This window comes from Flammeovirga sp. SubArs3 (genome assembly GCF_947387565.1).
Classification (GTDB): Bacteria; Bacteroidota; Bacteroidia; order Cytophagales; family Flammeovirgaceae; genus Flammeovirga; species Flammeovirga agarivorans.
Genome location: NZ_CANDOA010000007.1, coordinates 149,367 through 168,022 on the forward strand (window position 1 = coordinate 149,367; position 18,656 = coordinate 168,022).

Sequence of the window (18,656 nt, forward strand, 5' to 3'; positions counted from 1 at the left end):
ATCACTATATAAAACGATCCCAACTCCTATTATTGGAATTGGGATCGTTTAGTTTATTCGAATTTAGTTCCTAAAAGGAATGCATCTACAGGCATTCTTTTCTTGCCTTGCATTTGCCATTCATGTACTGCAATAAAACCATCTGCAGTTTTAATATAGAAATATTTCTTATTGTCAGTAGCAAAACCATCTTCATTGGCAACTACATCCGTATCATAAACTTTTGATACCTTAAATAACTTGTATGTCTTTCCTTGAATCTCTGTCCAAGCCGCAGGATACGGTGACAAACCTCTAATAAAATTGTACACTGTTTCTGTATCTTTTGTGAAGTCAATCTTACAAGTTTCTTTAAAGATCTTTGGAGCATGCTTAGGTTCGCCTACGATCACCTGAGGTGTCGTTGAATAATCGCCCTGATCAATTTTTTCGACCGTTTTTAAAACTAGATCTGCACCAATATTCATTAATCTACCGTAGACATCACCAACGGTATCTTCCTCATGAATCGGCTCTTCTTGACTAAAGATAATATCACCTGTATCTATTTCGTGTTGTAAAAAGAAAGTGGTTACACCTGTTACTTTTTCACCATTAATAATTGCCCAGTTTATTGGAGCTGCTCCTCTATAATCTGGTAATAATGAACCATGCAAGTTAAAGGTACCAATCTTCGGCATAGACCAAACCGCTTCAGGTAACATTCTAAAAGCTACAACAATTTGTAAGTCTACTTCTAATTCTTTTAACTTCTGTTGGAATTCAGGTTTCTTTAAGTTGGTCGGCTGTAGAATATTCAATCCTGCTTCTTCAGCATATTGTTTTACAGGAGAAGACTGTAATTTTCGTCCTCTACCTGCTGGTTTATCTGGAGCAGTGATTACACCTACAATATTATAACCGTTTTCTACTAATATTTTTAATGAAGGAACAGCAAAATCAGGTGTTCCCATAAATACAATTCTTAAGTTCTTATCCATATCTATTTTTGATTTTCTTGTTCAAATGTCTTTATAACACTGTCAACATGTTTAATTGACTTATATATCCATGCCATTTCAATCACTTTTTTCTCCTCATCAGTTAATGCCCAATTGATTGTTGGATCTTTACGCATTTTAGTACTCAAGTGATTTAAAACGAGTGCTGCACTAACAGAAATATTAAAACTTTCAGCGAAGCCATGCATTGGTATTTTAATCTTATAATCTGCCGCTTCCATTGCTTCATCTGTAAGGCCTTCAAACTCATTTCCAAACATTAATGCCAATGACTCATCAACAGGTAGATCATCCAAAGTCATGTCTGTATGAGGAGAAGTAGCTACAATTTTATACCCTGCCTTTTTCAAATGACTGACAGATTCCTCTAAGCTTTTATATTTATTGATATCTATCCATTTTGCAGACCCTTTGGCAACACTAGTAGACAACTGAAACTTATCTTCTTCATCGATCACATGCATTTGTTGAATACCAAAACAATCACATGTTCTTACAACTGCAGCAGCATTCTGAGGTTTATATATTTCCTCCAATAAGACTGTCAGGTGATTTGTTCTTTCCGCCAGTACTTTTCCAATTACCTCTTTTTTATTAGGTGTTGCAAAATCCTTTAAATATTCAATTAAACCTTTTGTCTCCGCATACTTTTTAAACTCAGAAGTATGAAAGAATTTAGGATCATTCTCGTCTGCGTAAGGCATTTATATTACTTTATTAGCCAAGAAAAGCTGCTTAAAAGAACCTCATTGTATCCCTTAAGCAGCTTTTCTCATTATTGTATCTTTTTATCTAGTCAAGTTCTTCAAACTTGGGAGGAGTTGTATTTTTCAAATCTCCATCTACAAATTGGATAATAGGTACATACTGATTGTCTTGCGACTCAAAATAATTAACAGCAGGTAGCATATATCCTTTTCTTTGTTTTTCAGATTCTTGCAAAGCAGAAACAAAACCGTTTCCATATTCATGAAGGATAGAACCGAAAGTGAAAATGGTTTCAAATCCTTTAAACACAAAGTCTGTAGGTTGGTTATTAAACTTCTCTTGGTAATCTGCAATAAGTGTTTTTACTCTATAATCATCATCATTGTACCAACTTGGGAACATGATATTGATTTTTGCTGACTCCATTTGTCCATAGCTTAATTGCTTAAACTTCAACCACTCCTCAGGAACATATGTTGTTGCTTCTGGCCCTAAAGAAAGTAAAGCACTAATTGTACTTAAAGCTTCAACTTCATTCGTTACTGCAACAAATACATGTGCTGTAGAATCTTTTACGAATTCGATCGAATCGCCTTCAATTACTTTAGCCAATGGATCAAATAGTTCTTGAGTAATTTTAAAACCATCTACCGGGTCAAATTCTTGATAAACAGCAATCTTACCACCCTTCTCTTCATATGCTTCTTTAAATGATGCTGCCATTTTCTTTTCTTTTGTTGAATGGCCAAAAATCACATACGCTTCTACGGTATCTGCTTTAATTCTCATCGAGTCTTCTTCTGGAATTAACTCTAAAGCCGCTAATTCTTGCTCTCTTAAGTGGTGTCCCAAGCTTTTACCAATAGTAGCAGGAGTTGAAGTAACTAAAAACGCATTAGGGTGATCAGCGATTATAGAAGAGTTATTTGATATCGGATTAACCATTGGAATGCCTGTAGAATCTGAAAATGCCTGTACATAAGGAATCATATTCGCATACAATGGACCAACAATAAGATCTACATTCTTCATAGATGCTTCAGACAACAATGATTTAATATGAGTAGTATCTCTTTTTGTATCAAATGCTAAAACATCAACTTTAATATCTCTTTTTTCTAAGTATTCCTTTCCTAATAAAATACCTTGATAGATGTTATATACAAACTCATTTTTTACTCTTAAAGCTGCTCCATCTGTAGTTTCAGTAAAAAACGGAAGCATCACAGCCACAGTATATACATCTTTAAACTCAGATTTCTTTACAAAGTGCTTACTGATTTCAACCCCTAGATTCTGAGCAAGTTTTTCTAATAACTCATTATCTTTTTGATCTTCAGGAAGAGATTGTAATTTCTCCAATAATACCAATTGTACAATCTCATTATTGGGGTACTTGTCATAAAGAGATTTTACTTCTTCATAAGTTAAATCCTCAGCCGAGTGGTGAGTTATTGTATTAATATTTTCTGCGAAGCTATCAGTTGTAATTTTATTAAAAAGCTCAATAGCTTCATCCACTTTCCCTTCTTTTACATAAACGTTACCTAATAGGTAGCGTGCTTCATCAAGGTGATTCCATGAAGAGTATAAACTCACTACTTTTTGTAATTGAGCACTCGCTTCCTGGTAATTCCCTTCCTGATAATATGCATATCCCATTAATGTTAATGCATAAGGTTGAAGAGTAACATTTTTCATGTTTAACATATCCTCTAAAACCACAATGCCAGGTTGATATTTTCCTTGGTCAATTAACTGTTTAGCGTAAGTATATTTATCTGATTCTGTTTTTCCTCCGTTTGATTGAGCCAGCAAAGGCATGGATAGAATTACACAAAAGAGTAATGTAAAAATGTGTTTCATAGAAGGTGACAAAATTGCCAATATTGATAACCGTTTAATTTAGTACAAATATTAGATTCACTTCTTATTTATTGAGTAAATCAAATCAACATGCAATTTAAAGAATCATGTGATATATAAAGAAAAAAAGCCAACCTGATTAAACAAGTTGGCTTCGATTTATTGGATTTGACGATTATTTATTAGTTGATATCAATTTTTTTCTTCTCAACATTAATATTTTTAGGAAGAATTACTGATAAAATTCCGTCGTTATAAGAAGCATTGATATTTTCCGTATCAATATTATTTGGCAAAGTGAATGTTCTTTCAAACGATTTACCCTTAAATTCTCTTTTTAGGAATTTCACTCCTTCTGCATCTTCTTCAAGATATTGGTGTGAAATCACTAATTTATTTTCTTCAACAGAAATAGAAACCTCTTCTTTTTTTATTCCAGGAATAACAACTTCTACAGTATACCCTTCTACTCCTTCTTTCACATTCATTGGAACATGAGCATCCGTTGGGTTTACAGTATCTAACACATTGATCACATCATTCATGAATGATGATATAAAAGTTGATGGATAATCAGACATTGAATACTTCATTCTTAATATTTTTTATTGAATAGATACTTTTAAAGGTGCTTTTTCTTCACTTTTAACAAGTGAAATTGATAAAATTCCTAGTTCAAATTTTGCTGATAATTTCTCTGTATTTACATTCTCAGGAAGCTTATATACTTTCTTAAAGTCTTTCACTTCATAACCTCTTACTAAGAATTTTTCAATACTCTCGTTATTACCTTCTTCTGTTTCTTTCGCAGGTTGCTTGTATTCTATTGTCAACTTATCTAACTCTACATCAATAGAAAAAAGTTCTTTTTTATAACCTGGAACAACCAACTCTAATTGGTATTCAGTTTCCAATTCTTTCACATTTACTGGAATATGTGTTGTTACATTTCTTTCAATTGTATTGAAAAAATCAGCTACAAAAGATCTATTTCTACGAGGATAATATTGTGATTTTGAGATACCCATTTTATATATATTTTAAGTTTAAATTATTAATCAATTTCGATCATAAATTTACAATGAGTATGCCAATAGAATTTAATGACATTTTGTCTCTATTTATGTAAAAACACAATAAAACAACTGTCATTTTGGCAAAATCAATTAAATGAGCAATAAAACAAATGTGAACAATGTCAGTTGAAATGAACTTTTTAGCGTACAACATAATAAAGTCACTTAAACTATTAATTCTCTAGCTTTATGAACTATAAATTCCAAATCTCCATAATCATTATTGTGTTATTGTCGTTCTTCGCCATCCTTACGGTTAGTGCTGATGACAACATCAGAAAGGCAACAGAAGAACTACAGAATGCAAAAAGTTTGATATCAACTGATATGAAGTATTCTCATATGAGCGAGAGGTTATCAGCGATATCTCAGGTACAACAAAGAATCAATTTGGCTCAGCACCATTTAGAAAATGCTTCCCCTGATACTGAAACAGGTAATAATGTAGCTGATGTAAACAATATTTTAGACGATATTCAACTTTCTCTTAAACAAGAAGCTTTAGAAGGGGAATCGGAATTAACGAAACAAAAGCTTGAAAAAGCACTACAATTACTATCTGATAATCAGTAAGTTTTATTTTTAACAATTAAAACTATTGATTAAACCCCAACAAATAAGTACATTAGAACTTGTTAAAAAAGATGAACCACATCATTACATAGTAAAGGACAATTATATGAATAGTTTAATGAGAGAAGACGTTGAAGAAAGAAGGAAGTTGACTAAAATAATAGCACAAACTTCTAGGCTAGGAAACTACACTCTTGGTCGTGCTTTTGAAAAAGAAGGTCTTCCAATCTCACGTGAACAGTGGGATGTATTAGTTATGCTATGGGAAAAAGATGGGCGAGCACAACAAGAATTTGCTACTTTCCTTTTGAAAAATAGAGCAAGTATTACAAGCTTGATCGACAATATGGAAAAAAATAGCCTTGTAACTAGAGTGCCTAACCCTAACGACAAGCGTTCTAAACTTGTTTATTTAACAAGGAGAGCAAGAGATCTTAAAGATCAAGTAATTGGAATTGCAGAAACTTCAATTTTACAAATTACCGAAGGTATTGAACTAAAAGATATTCAGTTTGCTGTTGATATTTTAAGAAGATGTCTTGAGAACATCAACAAGTATCACAAACAAATTATTGAAGACTAAATCATATAATAAGTATTTGTTAGGGTTATAAAGAAATAATTCTAGCAAATACTTTTTTTCTAATAGAGCTTTATGAGCTTATCTCTATCAATTTTACACTCAAGAAACTTTTTAATCTACATTTGTGCACTTTTCTTCTCTGCTATTCAGCTTAACGCACAAAATGCTTCAAAAGACGATATTCAACGCGTACTTTCTACTGTTTCTGATCCAAATGCTGAATACACTTTCTTTTCTGATAGTCTAATGCCACTTATTTATGAAAGAGTGGATTATGATTATATATGGAAATCATCTACATCTATCGATGGATTAATATATAGTATTCATGATGCCTACAATGATGGGTTAACCCCTGAACATTATCATTTAGAACATATTGAAACGCTGTTGAATAAGAAAAATGAAGGATCAATAACTTCATTGGAAGCAGCTACACTTGATATTTTAATGACAGATGCAGGGATACTTTTATCATCACATTACCTATGGGGTAAAGTTCAACCAGAAACGATTTCAACCACATGGAATTATGACACTCAGGAAATTGATGGTGATAAGATTGAGCTTTTCCTTGAGCCCATTCAGGCAGGTTTAGTGAAAGAAGCTATTTCAACACTAAAACCTAAAGATGTTTTATATACTGGATTAAAAGCGACATTAGCTCAACTAAGAGAAATAAAAGAAAGTGGTGGTTGGAGTAAGCTTCCAAAAATGGAAAGTATTGAGGTCGGTGACCAAAATGAATATATTCCAGAACTAAGAAAAAGATTAGCAGTTACAGGTAATCTCATCACTTTTGATACTACTATTTTAAAAGTAGATTCTGTTTACAGATCACATAGCGAAGGTGTTGTGGTTAATGATGCCCCTTCAATTCATCCTAAAGTTGATACAGTCAAATCATTTATTCCCTATTCTCCAATACCTGTATTGGATTCAAGTATGGTTACTGTTCAATTCTTAGATACTACTTCAACAATATTTGATGATAATTTACGCCGATCTGTTATAAAGTTCCAAGAAATGTATGGTTTAGAAACTGATGGTAAAGTGGGTAAAGCCACATTAAAGCAGTTAAATATTCCAATCAAAGACAGAATCAACACTTTAAGAGTGAATTTAGAGCGTACAAGGTGGATTAACCCAGAAGATAAAGATAATTTCATCTTTGTGAATATCCCTAGTTACGCGTTATTCCTACATAAAAATGGAAGGTGGTTTTACCAAACAAAAGTAATTACCGGTAAACCATATCATCAGACTCCTGTATTTAAGTCCAAGTTAAGTTATATCGATATCAATCCTACTTGGACGGTACCTTATAGTATTGCTTCAAAAGAGATGCTTCCAAAACTGAAAAAGGATGCTTCTTATTTAGGAAAACATAATATGACTCTATATGACAGGTCAAACAATATTATTGATCCTACAACAGTTGATTGGAAACCTATCAAACAAACAAACTTTCCTTACTTCATCGTACAGGGATCAGGACCAAGAAACGCATTAGGTCATGTGAAATTTATATTCCCGAATAAGTATTCTATTTATTTACATGATACACCTTCAAGGTACCTTTTCAGTAAAAACACCAGAGCATTTAGCCATGGTTGTATTCGAGTTTATCAACCTGTAAAACTAGCTTCTATTTTAATTAACGATCCTAATTATACAGAGCAAAAGATTGAAGAAATAATTAAGGAAGGAGAACTTAAAAGGGTGTATATACAAGACCGACCTACTGTTTATTTAATGTACTTTACGGCGATATTAGGCCCTGAAGATGCAATACACTTCTACGACGATATTTACTCAAGAGATAAAAGAGTATTGAAACAATTAGATAAAAAGCCATATTAATAAAAAAGACTTCAGTAGAGTATACTACTGAAGTCTTTTTTTTATGAAATGATCTTCCTATTTTCTACTACCAAAGAAGAACGTTAAGAACATGGCAGAGTAAAAATTTCTATTATCAGAACTAGCCATAATTTGAACCTCTTTTGCATACAAGTCACCAATTAGACCTGCCTCAATTCCGGTGATACTTCTTTTGTTCATACCAAATTCAAAAGTTAAAGATGCTTTAAAGGCTAAACCTGCTGTAACACTAGCATTCGATAAACTTTCGCCTAGAGATCCAGTACCTTCTATATAATTACTGAATTGCAAATAATCATCTTGAGTAAATTGCTTGGTCTGTGTTTCTCCACTAGCATCCCGATATTTCACCATATAAGGAGCTACAATACCAATTGCAGGACCAACACTATATAAAAAGTTAATCTGAACACCTTGTTTTCTAGCTTTTTTAAATATGATCAATTCTTTGCCAAACATCGGACGAATGGAATACAATCGATTCATTTTTCCAAAGACCACTCCTTCTCCAGTATACGTCTGTCTTTTTTGCTCTTTTGGGTGTCTAATACTCAGAAGTTCTAGATTAAAAGAGTGATATTTTTTTTCATTTTTGATTTTACCAACAGTACCAGTAGTAACTTTAGTTTTACCACTCCCTTGTCCTAGAGAAGTTTCTATTTTGTGTCTGTAGAAATAATTTCTTGCATGACGTATAGAGAAACCTCCGATAAAACCACCGTAGGTGTTCATCATTATTCCAAAAGCCCATTCCTTTTCATAATACTCATCTTCCTCTTCTACAGGAAATTGAGCATATCCAGAAAAAGGAATAGCAAGGATTAACAACAGAGGTATAAGTATATATTTCTTTTTCAAGTTTAGCTAATTTTATTTGTGGTAACAGATGAATAAGGGTTTCTTCTAGTAATTTACATTCTAATATTGATTACTACAAGACACAAATTCAGTTTAATGAGTAAAATATCATAGAACTTTCCATTAAATTTGTTGATAGGGTGAAAAAATAATAACATTTTGTGATGATAAAACTAATTAAATCGATTTTTCACTTCTTATGGATGCTGTTCATGTCACCCTTTTACAAAGTATCCACTTTGAATAACTAATTGAATATGAAAATATCTATCATTGTTGCAAAGGCAGAAAACAATGTGATAGGCAAAGACAATCAGCTTATTTGGCATATTCCCGCTGATTTGAAATACTTTAAGAAAGTTACTTCTGGTCATTGTGTAATTATGGGCCGCAAGACTCATGAGTCAATCGGTAAATGTCTTCCTAACCGTCTAAATATTGTTATTTCTAGAAATAGCGAGTACCAAGGTTACGAAAGATCAGTAATGGCGAACAGCTTAACAGATGCAATTGAAGTTGCTCGTCAGAATGGAGAGAATGAAGTATTTATCATTGGCGGTGGAAGCATCTACGAAGAAGCCATGTCTTTAGCAGATAAACTTTACGTTACTGAAATTCATGATCAGTTTGTTGGAGATACATTCTTCCCTGAAGTTTCTTCTGAAAACTGGGTCGAAATCTCAAGATTTGAATACCCAAAAGGAGATAATTCTCCTTATGCATATTCCTTTGTAAATTATATAAGCAAGTAGTTAATAAATAATGAAATACGTTGTCATCAAGGTAAAGTGCTCAGAAGAGATGAGCGAGGTGGTACAGGCCATTTTAGGAAATATAGGTTTTGATGCCTTTTTAGAAAATGAAACTGGCTTCGAAGCTTCCATAGAGAGCAACCTGTTCAATGAAGAAGAAATGAAAGAGGCACTTTCTTTCTTTGATGATCAAATCACTTATGATGTAGAAGAGCAAGAAAAGCAAAACTGGAATAAACTATGGGAGAGTCATTACAATCCTGTAGAAATTTCAGAAGATCTTCAAATTAGAGCATCATTCCACCCGAAAGATCCTAAGTACAAATACGAAATTGTGATTACTCCAAAAATGTCATTTGGTACGGGTCACCATTCTACAACCACATTGATGTTAAGAAATCAATTAATGATTGATCATCAAGATAAGAATGTCGCAGATTTAGGCTGTGGTACAGGTATTCTTGCTGTAATGGCTAAGTTATTAGGGGCTAAACAAGTTGATGCTTGTGATATTGAAGATTGGTCTTGTGAAAACGCTCTGGAAAATGCCGCTCTAAATAATGTTGATGTTAGAGTGACATGCGGAACAGTAAATGAAATGGAGAAACTAGACCAATATGAGATTGTATTGGCCAACATTAACAGAAATGTTCTCCTATCTGAAATGCCTACATATCAAGGTCTCTTAGTTAAAAACGGAAAATTATTATTAAGTGGCTTCTACACTGAAGACCTACCTATAATCAAAGATCGTTGTAAAGAAGTGGGGTTAACTTATGTATCTCACCTAGAAAAAGACAATTGGGTGAGTGCGGTATTTGAAAATTAGATACCCAAATCCCCTTTTTGGATTATTTTTTGCAATTTAAAGTATCTATACTTTAGGGCTGTAACTGAAGTTCATTCTATTACAGCCTTTTTTTAACAGAACGCCACTTTTGATTCAAATATGGTATCAAAATCCAGATATACTCTTCTTTTTTCTTTAATTATCTTTTTGCTTTCTTCCCTAAACAGTATTGCTCAAAACAAGAAACAAAAAGAAACTCAAGATAAAAATCAACATTTCAGGTTATTTGCAGAATATGATAGTTTTCTTGTAGACCTAGATCTATACCTTGAAAAAGGTGTACGTTATGGTACTGATTCATTAATTGATGAATTTTCATCTCATTGGCAAAACAATGCGATCAATGAAAATCAGAAGGAATGGATTTATAAAAGTACAAAACGTCTACATAGAAACAGGATTAACTATAGAAAGCAAGCTGCAGCCTATTTCAACTGTATCATTGCCTTTTTAGATTCTGGTGAAAACCTTAAACCTCAGTTTACCCGTTTTTTAGAAATCGCAGATACTTGCCTTTTGGCGTACTCTCCTGGCGTAACTCAAAATTTCTTCAATAAAACTCACATGTTCGTAAAGGACCGTAAGTTGGAGAAATCAAAATACACTACCATCGAGGTACAAGGAGGTTCATTTACGTTTACACATACTCTTGCCGATGAAGGAGCGATTGCTGATCATATGGTTATCGAAGAGAATGAAGAAGCAAAAGAAGAAGAGACAAAAGAAGATTGGTTTGGTTCTGATGAAGAAAGTGTAGCTCAAAACGACGAAAACACCGAAAATACTACTGAAGACAGTTGGAATGACTCTGAAGAAACCTCTTCGGAAGAATACGATTGGGGTGATGACAGCAGTAGCTCAGAAGAATATGATTGGGGAGACGACTCTTCCGACAGTTGGGGTGATGATGAAGGTAGCTACGATTGGAGTGAAGATTCTGGATCTTCTGACTGGGGAGATTCTTGGAGTGGTGACGACAGTAATATCACTGAATATGGAAGTGACAATCAAAAAACAGACAGTTATGCCGAACAATCTTCTATGGATGAAGACTGTGCTGTAGCTGAAATTGAGGTAACAGAGTACGACCCAGGAATTACAGAAATGCCTCCTAAGGATGGCCCTATGCTTGTTATTACTGAAGCAGATCTAGTAATTTCCACAAAGTTTGATACCGCCCTACTAGAAAAAACGGTAGGTACTTTCCTTTTTAAATCGGATACTCTTATCTGTAATGGTGGTCGTTTTTTCTGGGAAAATGTTGGGTTCTCAAAAGACTCTGCTTGGACCGAATTACCCCACTTCTGTTTTGATACCAGAATCGCTTATATTGAAGCTGATCATGCTGAGATGTTTTTCCCAAAACACTTAGATACATTAGCTATTGGTGCTTTTACCTACAGAAGTGGCCACTACAATAAATTCAAAGAAAAGTCAGAATATCCTCAATTTATTAGTTACAATAATATTTATGATTGGAAAAACTTACCAGAAAATGTAGCGTTTAAAGGAGGTTTTGCTTTAAAAGGTAGACATATCGCCTCTAAAGCCGTTTCTGGATCTTCCTCTCATTTAACTGTAAATGGGGATAGTAGTAAACTATTCAGCATTTCAACGAATACATCCGTTCGTTTTAATGATGATGTTGATAATATTCGAACAAAATCAAGTGATTTAACCCTATACTATGCTGGAGGAGACAGTATAGTTCATCCTTCCGTAAACACGACTCTTATCATGAATGATAGTATAGAGTATGTTTACTTTAGAAAAACAACGGATGTCTACAGGTTTAATCCCTTTATTCTGAGTAAGCAAAACATGAATGTCCATGCAGATGCAATCACTTGGGATATGAAACAAGATTCTTTAGACTTTAGAATTGTAGGTGGAGAAAAAGTTATTCCACTGATTGTAGAATCACCCGACTTTTATCAAAAAGGATATTTCAATAGAATTCAAGGACTTAAGAAGTTCCACCCATTAGTTATCCTTGTTAACTACTCAAGAAATTACAGAAGAAAATGCTTCGACTCAAATGAAGCAATAAAAAATACAAATATCGATCAGGAGCTGTATAAAGAAAGTTTAGAAAGTATGGCTTTAGAAGGTCTTATTGAATACAATAAGTACTCTGGAGTAGTAAAACTAAACGATAAAGCTTACAGGTATTTTGATAGATATTATTTCGCACAAAGTGAAAGAAGAAGAGCACATCTAACTTCTCGAATGAATTTTGAGAATTTATCGATGGCACAAGAAGAGGCATTAGTAGATAGAGATTTTGATAATATCAATATTCCGGCTTTACATCCTATCGATGGAACAGCAAATGCTTCCCTAACCTTAAACGACTCTTCTTCACTCACACTAAAGAATGTAAAATACTTCCCTATCTCAGACTCTCTTAATGTTTTTGCTGAGCCAGATAGTGCTGGAGTAACTATCACACAAGACAGAAAATTGATCTTCGGTGGTAAGTTTACTGCGGGTACATATATTTTTAGAGGTAGAGAATTCATATTTAACTATGACAGTTTCTTAATTAAACTAGCAGAAGTCGATTCAATCAATTTCATTGTTACAGATTCCGTAACCAATAAAAATGTTGAATCACCCAACCCATTAGTAGAAACTGGAGGTACTTTATTTATCAATAAGCCTTTCAATAAAAGTGGTTTATTGGATATCTCTGGTTATCCTTCTTTCAATTCAAAATCTAAAAGTAATTCTGGTGGACGAATTTTCTATGATCGACCAACAGTACTTAATGGTGCTTACGACAGAAGAATCGTTTTCGAACTAGATACTTTCACTGTTGATGCCTCTCAAATCAGAACTGACGTTTCGTTTAAAGGTGTCTTCAACTCAGGAGGTATTTTCCCTACATTTATCGACGAAGTAGTGATGGATCCTTCATCAGGTATTTTCACTTTAGAAAGGGAAACAAATCCTAGTGAATATTGGTCAAATAGTAATGGTTGGCCTGTTTACTTAAACCCTAGGTTCTTAGATGTTAAAGATAGTATTAAAGGTAAAGGTGACTTTGAAGGAAACTTTACATTAAATCATAAAGGTATTCGAGGCAATGGTACACTACACTATTTAGGTAGTAACTTTAAATCGGATGATTTTATTTTCTACTCTGATTCACTTACAACTCATGGATCTGGAGGTGTAATAGAATCTGCTGTTCACCCAAGGGTAGAAATGAAGACTTATGATATGAAATGGTTTGTCAACAGAGACAGTATGGCCTTTACAGGTAGCCATGATGAGCCATTTACAGTATATAATAGCAAAATTAAGTTCAGTGGTGAGTTAGCATTGGTTCCTAATCAAATCTCTGCTATCGGTGAAATTGAAACCACAGAATCATACAACAAGTCTGCTAATATTAAATTCAAAAAAGATCTTTATATAAGTAGACACTCCAAGTTTATCATTCATTCTGGTATTGAAGGAAGTCCATCTATGTTGGGTAATGATGTTAGAGTCGCCCAAAATATCAGTAAGAATATGGTGGACCTGAGAACGGAGCAAAATTCCAGAACAAAGTCGCTACTTACCTTCCCATTTGTCAAATTCGAAACCTCTATTAACCGAGCCGTTTGGGATATCAACAATAAAAACATTGTCATGAGTAGTGCGAACTCCACAAAGGGTAAGTTCATTTCTACGAAGCCTGAACAAGATTCATTAATGATAAAAGGGGACTCTGCTTATTACGACCTTGTGGCGAATAAGCTGAACATTCTTGAAGTTTCTAATATTGATATTAGTAATATTCGTGTGATTCTTGATTCCACTAATCAGACTGTTCATATTCAACAAAATGCTGAGATTGAACCTTTAGAAAATGCGACTATCATCTTAGGTAGATACTCGGATTTAGATCAGAAACATCAAATTTTTAATGCTCATGTGAAACTGATTTCAAGTAAGCAGGTAGACGCACATGGTGATTACTTATACAAGAATAATTTAGGCGAAGAGAAAGTCATTAAGATTGATCGTGTTATTGAAAAAGAATATTACAACGAAAACATTAATGACAATACTTTAGAGGCTAGAGCATACGGTCAGGTGAGTCAGGATGATCCTCTTCTATTCCTTGGTGGTATGGAATATTACGGTAAGATTGGTCTAACAGAAAGCAAAAGAGCTACCCGTTTTAAAGACGGTAATGTGAGACTTTATATTCCAGGAACAGAAACTACTTGGTTCGGTTATGAATCAAGAAATGATGGAGCTAAGGAAGAAAACGAAGATACGATCGCTCATGTAATGATCACAAAAGACATTAAATCTACTGATGAAGGTCTGCCTTTAATGACTGGTTTATTCTACGACGATAAGAGTTATTCATTCTACAATAGCTTTATCGAAAGGCCAGAAGGATATAGACAAGATCATAGAAGATTATTTGAATTAGAAGGTCGTTTGACATTCGAATCTACTAATGGAACAAGTAGCGAAGGCATCTATTACATCAAACCAAATTCATACTATAATGGTATGGAAATAGATGAAATTGCAGCCAAATACATTGGCAACTTTGGAAGTTATAATCCTCAATCTCAAGAAATACATTTTAAAGGAAAAATGAACTTCTTACCTGTTAACGCTAAGAGCAGAATACTGTCGTTTTCTGCGGGTGTTGATGGTGTAACAAGACACGGCATAGATGATGTTGAAATGAAAGCTTCTATTGCCTTTGGTGGTACGAGACCTGCTTCAAGTATTGCAGCAAACATGAAGTCGTATTTAAGTTCAAATGCAGAAAATGTTGTTACTGCAATTCCTGAGGATTACGAACTAGAAGCATTAGGAGAGCTTAATCACCAAATCATTGGAATGTTTACTCCTGATCTTACTAGAGGGTATCTAGAAGGAAAAAGTATTACTAACCTATTGTCTGAACAAATTGTCATCTTAGACAATGAATTAAGATGGGATCCTGAGTATGCTGCATTTTATTCTACTGGTGACCGTGTTAAACTTCTTTCTGTTTTTGGTGAATATGTCAATACCGAGATTAACGGATTTGTAGAGATTCCAAAAGAAGAAAGTAGAGATGGAGATGAAGAAGCGGCATCTAGTGATGCTGTCATGAATGTTTTTCTTGAAGGACCTACAGGAACTTGGTATTATTTACGTCTAGAAAATGAAGAATTGAGTATATTGAGTTCAAATAAGGAGTTTAACAACTTTATGAGAAAACAAAAAGGGGTTACTTTAACTACTCCTGATCAAGCTTCTGCTTTCTTAGAAAGGTTTTACGCCAACTACCGAGACGGACAGCAAATGCCTGTTCGCTACTCTGATGATCTAGACAAACAAATGATGCCTGAAGTTGCTGAAGATGACTTCGGTAACGACTTTGAGGGAGTCGATAGTGATGATCCTGAAAGTGTGGATGATGATGGTGGTATGGATGACTTACCTGCTGAGGAAGAAGATGACGGAGATGATTTTTAGGCTTCGACTTTTTTAGCACAACATGACATCATTAGTAAAATATATTACATTCTTTTTAATAACGATTTATTCTTCGGCTGTCTTGGGACAATCTTTAGAAGAGGAGGACGATAAACCAAAGGTCAATAAACCAATGGTTGTTGAAATGGACTCATTAGAGGAAGACGCTCCAACTATTGAGTTAAATCCTGGAGCTCCCGAAGAAGTAGAAACAATAAAAAAGAAGAAGAAAAAGAAAAAAAATGTCTTTTGGGGAATAAAAGCAAAAAGGGCATATACGCGTTCTTTATCCAAAGGCAATCAAGTTTTTGAGCTTTTCTATACATTACCTGAGTATGAAGCCCCGAATGAATACTCTCCTTTAAAATATTTCTATAACCCAAAAGAGAGGAAGATTGAGAAAAAGTCTGTATCTCGAAAAGAATATGGTCTTCCTTTACATGGTACATACATAAAAATTGTAGAAAAGGATACTGTTACGGTTGGGCAGTTTTATAAAGGACTGATTACAGGAAGATGGGTTTGGTATGGAAAAGACAAACAAATAAAGGATAAGAAGTTCTATTATATGGGCTTCCCTAAAGAATCAAAGATCACTTATTACGATTCAAAACAAACCAAAGTGAAAGAGGTGGTTCCTATTCAATACGATGAAAAAAATGGAATTTATCAAGAGTTCTATGAAAGTGGCCTTAAGAAAACGGTAGGTGCTTATAAGTTTGGTTATAAGATAGGTGACTGGACGGAGTATTTCGATGCCAAAGATAAGAGGGGGCGACAACGAAAGAAACGTATCACTCAATACAGAAATAAAAATAACGTCTACAGAAAAGATTATAATGGTCCTAAGATTAAATATGAATGGGACGAGAAGGGAAAGGTACTTATCAAAAATAAGTAACTAAAAAACATTACATTTGTAGAAAATTAAGAAAAGACGTTCAGAGATGTTAGATAAACTCGAAAAAATAAAAGAACGCTTCGATCAGGTGAGCGAAGATTTGGTAAAGCCAGAAACAGTTTCAGATATGAAATTGTACGCCAAATTAAACAAAGAATACAAAGATTTACAGAAGATTGTCGATAAATATTTTGAGTATAAAGGTATGCTTGAAGGTATCGATGAAGCTAAACAAATATTAGAAGAAGAGAAAGATCCAGAATTGCGCGAAATGGCAAAAATGGAACTTGATGAACTTCAAGATGGAATTCCAGGTATTGAAGAGGAGTTAAAAATGTTGTTAATTCCTAAAGATCCTAATGATTCTAAAAACGCAATCTTTGAAATTAGAGCAGGTGCAGGTGGTGATGAAGCTTCAATTTTTGCAGGCGACTTACTTCGTATGTACCAACGTTTCTGTGAAAGACATAAATGGAAACTTAGTATCACTGACTTTGTTGATGGTACTTCTGGTGGTTTCAACAAGATTGTAGCTAACATCCAAGGTGAAGATGCTTACGGTATGTTGAAGTATGAAGCAGGTGTACACCGTGTACAACGTGTTCCTGCTACAGAATCTCAAGGACGTATCCATACATCAGTAGCATCAGTTGCTGTACTTCCTGAAATGGATGATGTAGAAATCGAGTTAAATATGTCTGATATCCGTCGTGATGAATTCTGTTCATCTGGCCCCGGTGGTCAGTCTGTTAACACAACTTACTCTGCGATTCGTCTTACTCACCTTCCTACAGGTATTATTGTACAATGTCAGGATGAAAAGTCTAAGTTGAAAAACTACGATAAAGCACTAAAAGAATTAAAATCTCGTCTTTATGCTATCGAAGAGAAGAAAAGGCAAGAGGAAATTGGTGCAGAACGTAAATCAATGGTAGGTTCTGGTTCTCGTTCTGATAAAATTCGTACTTACAACTACCCTCAAGGTCGTGTAACAGATCACCGTATCAACCACTCTGTATTTAACTTACCAATCGTAATGGATGGTGAAATTCAAGATTTCATTGATAGATTACGTATTGCTGACAACTTAGAGAAAATGGAAAATAGTGGACTAGCTTAGTCTATATCACTTCTCGATATAAAAGAAAGGGATGATCTTAATTATTAGATCATCCCTTTTTTATTTTTTATGAGGATCAAAACTGCATATTTAATGCTGAATACAATTGAAATAAAGGTTGATTATCTCCATAATGTAGTACAGAATATTGAGGTTCAATAAAGAAGTTGCAAACAGTCTTTTTGATTTTAATCACCTTACCAAGACCCACTCCCAATGGAACATTATATGTTCCTTTCTCTAAATTAAAATTCCAAGTTGGTGCACTTCTAAAATATACTCCATTACCTACTTGCCAAAAAGCAAAAGGTTGGAAAGCTAAAATATTTACCTCTTCCCTATTCATATCTCCACCCACATCTGTTCTCCATATTACTAAACCACCTGTTTGGAATTGAGGGGATACACTAGCAAAAGCTACTGCGGCAGCACCAAGAGTCCAATTCCCTGTACCTAAGGTAGAATGTGTAGCCGTTGGAGCTGATACGGAAGGTCCAATACCAAAAGATAAAGTAGGTTTAGAAACAGCGAGATAGGCGGCAAAAAGATCAAAATCTCCTAAGCCTGATGAACTTATGCCTGTTTCTGGATTGGAATAAGTACTAAAAGGTAAAGACGCTCTCCAGAGTACTCTTCCTGTCGGTTTGGCATATCTCAACCAATAGGTACTTGAGGTAGCTTCATCATTTCCGGTTAAATTGGGGGCATAATATTGCTGAAGATTAAATGCTGTAATTTTTGCCAAAGGATTATTGGCTTGTGCTTTTTCTTGATCTGTTTGTGCAAATGAGACCGTTCCAATTAATAAGGAAACTACAATGAATAGATATTTCATAATTGAGAGATTATTGATTGATAATGTTCAAATCTCTCAAAAAGTGAAGCCGAATCAGATAGTGAAATACCCAACAATAATTATTAAGTGATTTACCTATCAAAACACTCCATAAGATTTATGGCAAAAAAATAGAGGTATAAATAATCAATTTACTTTTACCTCTGT

At 34.1% G+C, this 18,656-nt stretch carries 15 protein-coding genes; 8 read left to right on the top strand and 7 right to left on the bottom strand.

Annotation, left to right across the window (positions count from 1 at the left end):
* Positions 1-53: 53 nt before the first annotated feature.
* The 5 genes from fmt to QL232_RS19435 all read right to left on the bottom strand — a co-directional run bounded on the left by fmt (position 54) and on the right by QL232_RS19435 (position 4,603).
* Positions 54-980, bottom strand: a complete 927-nt coding sequence (fmt, locus tag QL232_RS19415) for a methionyl-tRNA formyltransferase (RefSeq protein ID WP_281615440.1) — start codon at positions 978-980, stop codon at positions 54-56.
* Positions 981-982: 2 nt separating this feature from the next.
* Positions 983-1,705 (bottom strand): RNA methyltransferase, encoded by a 723-nt coding sequence (locus QL232_RS19420; protein WP_281615441.1) that lies wholly within the window; start codon positions 1,703-1,705, stop codon positions 983-985.
* An 88-nt stretch (positions 1,706-1,793) separates the two neighbouring features.
* The gene (locus tag QL232_RS19425; protein WP_281615442.1) at positions 1,794-3,575 is read right to left on the bottom strand and encodes a tetratricopeptide repeat protein; all 1,782 of its coding nucleotides are present in this window, start codon (positions 3,573-3,575) and stop codon (positions 1,794-1,796) included.
* A gap of 182 nt (positions 3,576-3,757) precedes the next feature.
* Entirely contained in the window at positions 3,758-4,168 is a 411-nt protein-coding gene (locus QL232_RS19430; RefSeq protein ID WP_281615443.1) for an Hsp20/alpha crystallin family protein, read from the bottom strand.
* A gap of 12 nt (positions 4,169-4,180) precedes the next feature.
* The gene (locus QL232_RS19435; protein WP_281615444.1) at positions 4,181-4,603 is read right to left on the bottom strand and encodes an Hsp20/alpha crystallin family protein; all 423 of its coding nucleotides are present in this window, start codon (positions 4,601-4,603) and stop codon (positions 4,181-4,183) included.
* A 237-nt stretch (positions 4,604-4,840) separates the two neighbouring features.
* Between QL232_RS19435 and QL232_RS19440 the strand changes: the two genes are divergently transcribed.
* The 3 genes from QL232_RS19440 to QL232_RS19450 all read left to right on the top strand — a co-directional run bounded on the left by QL232_RS19440 (position 4,841) and on the right by QL232_RS19450 (position 7,670).
* Complete coding sequence (locus QL232_RS19440; RefSeq protein WP_168883761.1) at positions 4,841-5,224, top strand: hypothetical protein; 384 nt, start codon at positions 4,841-4,843, stop codon at positions 5,222-5,224.
* Positions 5,225-5,330: 106 nt separating this feature from the next.
* Positions 5,331-5,807, top strand: coding sequence for a MarR family transcriptional regulator (locus QL232_RS19445; RefSeq protein WP_168883760.1), 477 nt, complete (start codon positions 5,331-5,333; stop codon positions 5,805-5,807).
* 72 nt (positions 5,808-5,879) lie between these two features.
* Complete coding sequence (locus QL232_RS19450) at positions 5,880-7,670, top strand: L,D-transpeptidase family protein (RefSeq protein WP_281615445.1); 1,791 nt, start codon at positions 5,880-5,882, stop codon at positions 7,668-7,670.
* 57 nt (positions 7,671-7,727) lie between these two features.
* On the opposite strand, the gene QL232_RS19455 is transcribed toward QL232_RS19450, so the two are convergent.
* The gene (locus tag QL232_RS19455) at positions 7,728-8,549 is read right to left on the bottom strand and encodes a hypothetical protein (RefSeq protein WP_168883758.1); all 822 of its coding nucleotides are present in this window, start codon (positions 8,547-8,549) and stop codon (positions 7,728-7,730) included.
* A gap of 257 nt (positions 8,550-8,806) precedes the next feature.
* Between QL232_RS19455 and QL232_RS19460 the strand changes: the two genes are divergently transcribed.
* The 5 genes from QL232_RS19460 (at position 8,807) to prfA (ending at position 17,653) form a co-directional block, all read left to right on the top strand.
* Complete coding sequence (locus QL232_RS19460) at positions 8,807-9,301, top strand: dihydrofolate reductase (RefSeq protein WP_281615446.1); 495 nt, start codon at positions 8,807-8,809, stop codon at positions 9,299-9,301.
* A 10-nt stretch (positions 9,302-9,311) separates the two neighbouring features.
* Positions 9,312-10,130, top strand: a complete 819-nt coding sequence (gene prmA / locus QL232_RS19465) for a 50S ribosomal protein L11 methyltransferase (RefSeq protein ID WP_281615447.1) — start codon at positions 9,312-9,314, stop codon at positions 10,128-10,130.
* Between the two features lie 168 nt (positions 10,131-10,298).
* Complete coding sequence (locus QL232_RS19470) at positions 10,299-15,632, top strand: hypothetical protein (RefSeq protein WP_281615448.1); 5,334 nt, start codon at positions 10,299-10,301, stop codon at positions 15,630-15,632.
* 22 nt (positions 15,633-15,654) lie between these two features.
* Positions 15,655-16,533: a hypothetical protein gene (locus tag QL232_RS19475; RefSeq protein ID WP_281615449.1), complete on the top strand. Its 879-nt coding sequence runs from the start codon at positions 15,655-15,657 to the stop codon at positions 16,531-16,533.
* Positions 16,534-16,579: 46 nt separating this feature from the next.
* Complete coding sequence (gene prfA / locus QL232_RS19480; protein WP_168883753.1) at positions 16,580-17,653, top strand: peptide chain release factor 1; 1,074 nt, start codon at positions 16,580-16,582, stop codon at positions 17,651-17,653.
* 76 nt (positions 17,654-17,729) lie between these two features.
* On the opposite strand, the gene QL232_RS19485 is transcribed toward prfA, so the two are convergent.
* Positions 17,730-18,488, bottom strand: coding sequence for a hypothetical protein (locus QL232_RS19485; protein WP_281615450.1), 759 nt, complete (start codon positions 18,486-18,488; stop codon positions 17,730-17,732).
* Positions 18,489-18,656: the final 168 nt, after the last annotated feature.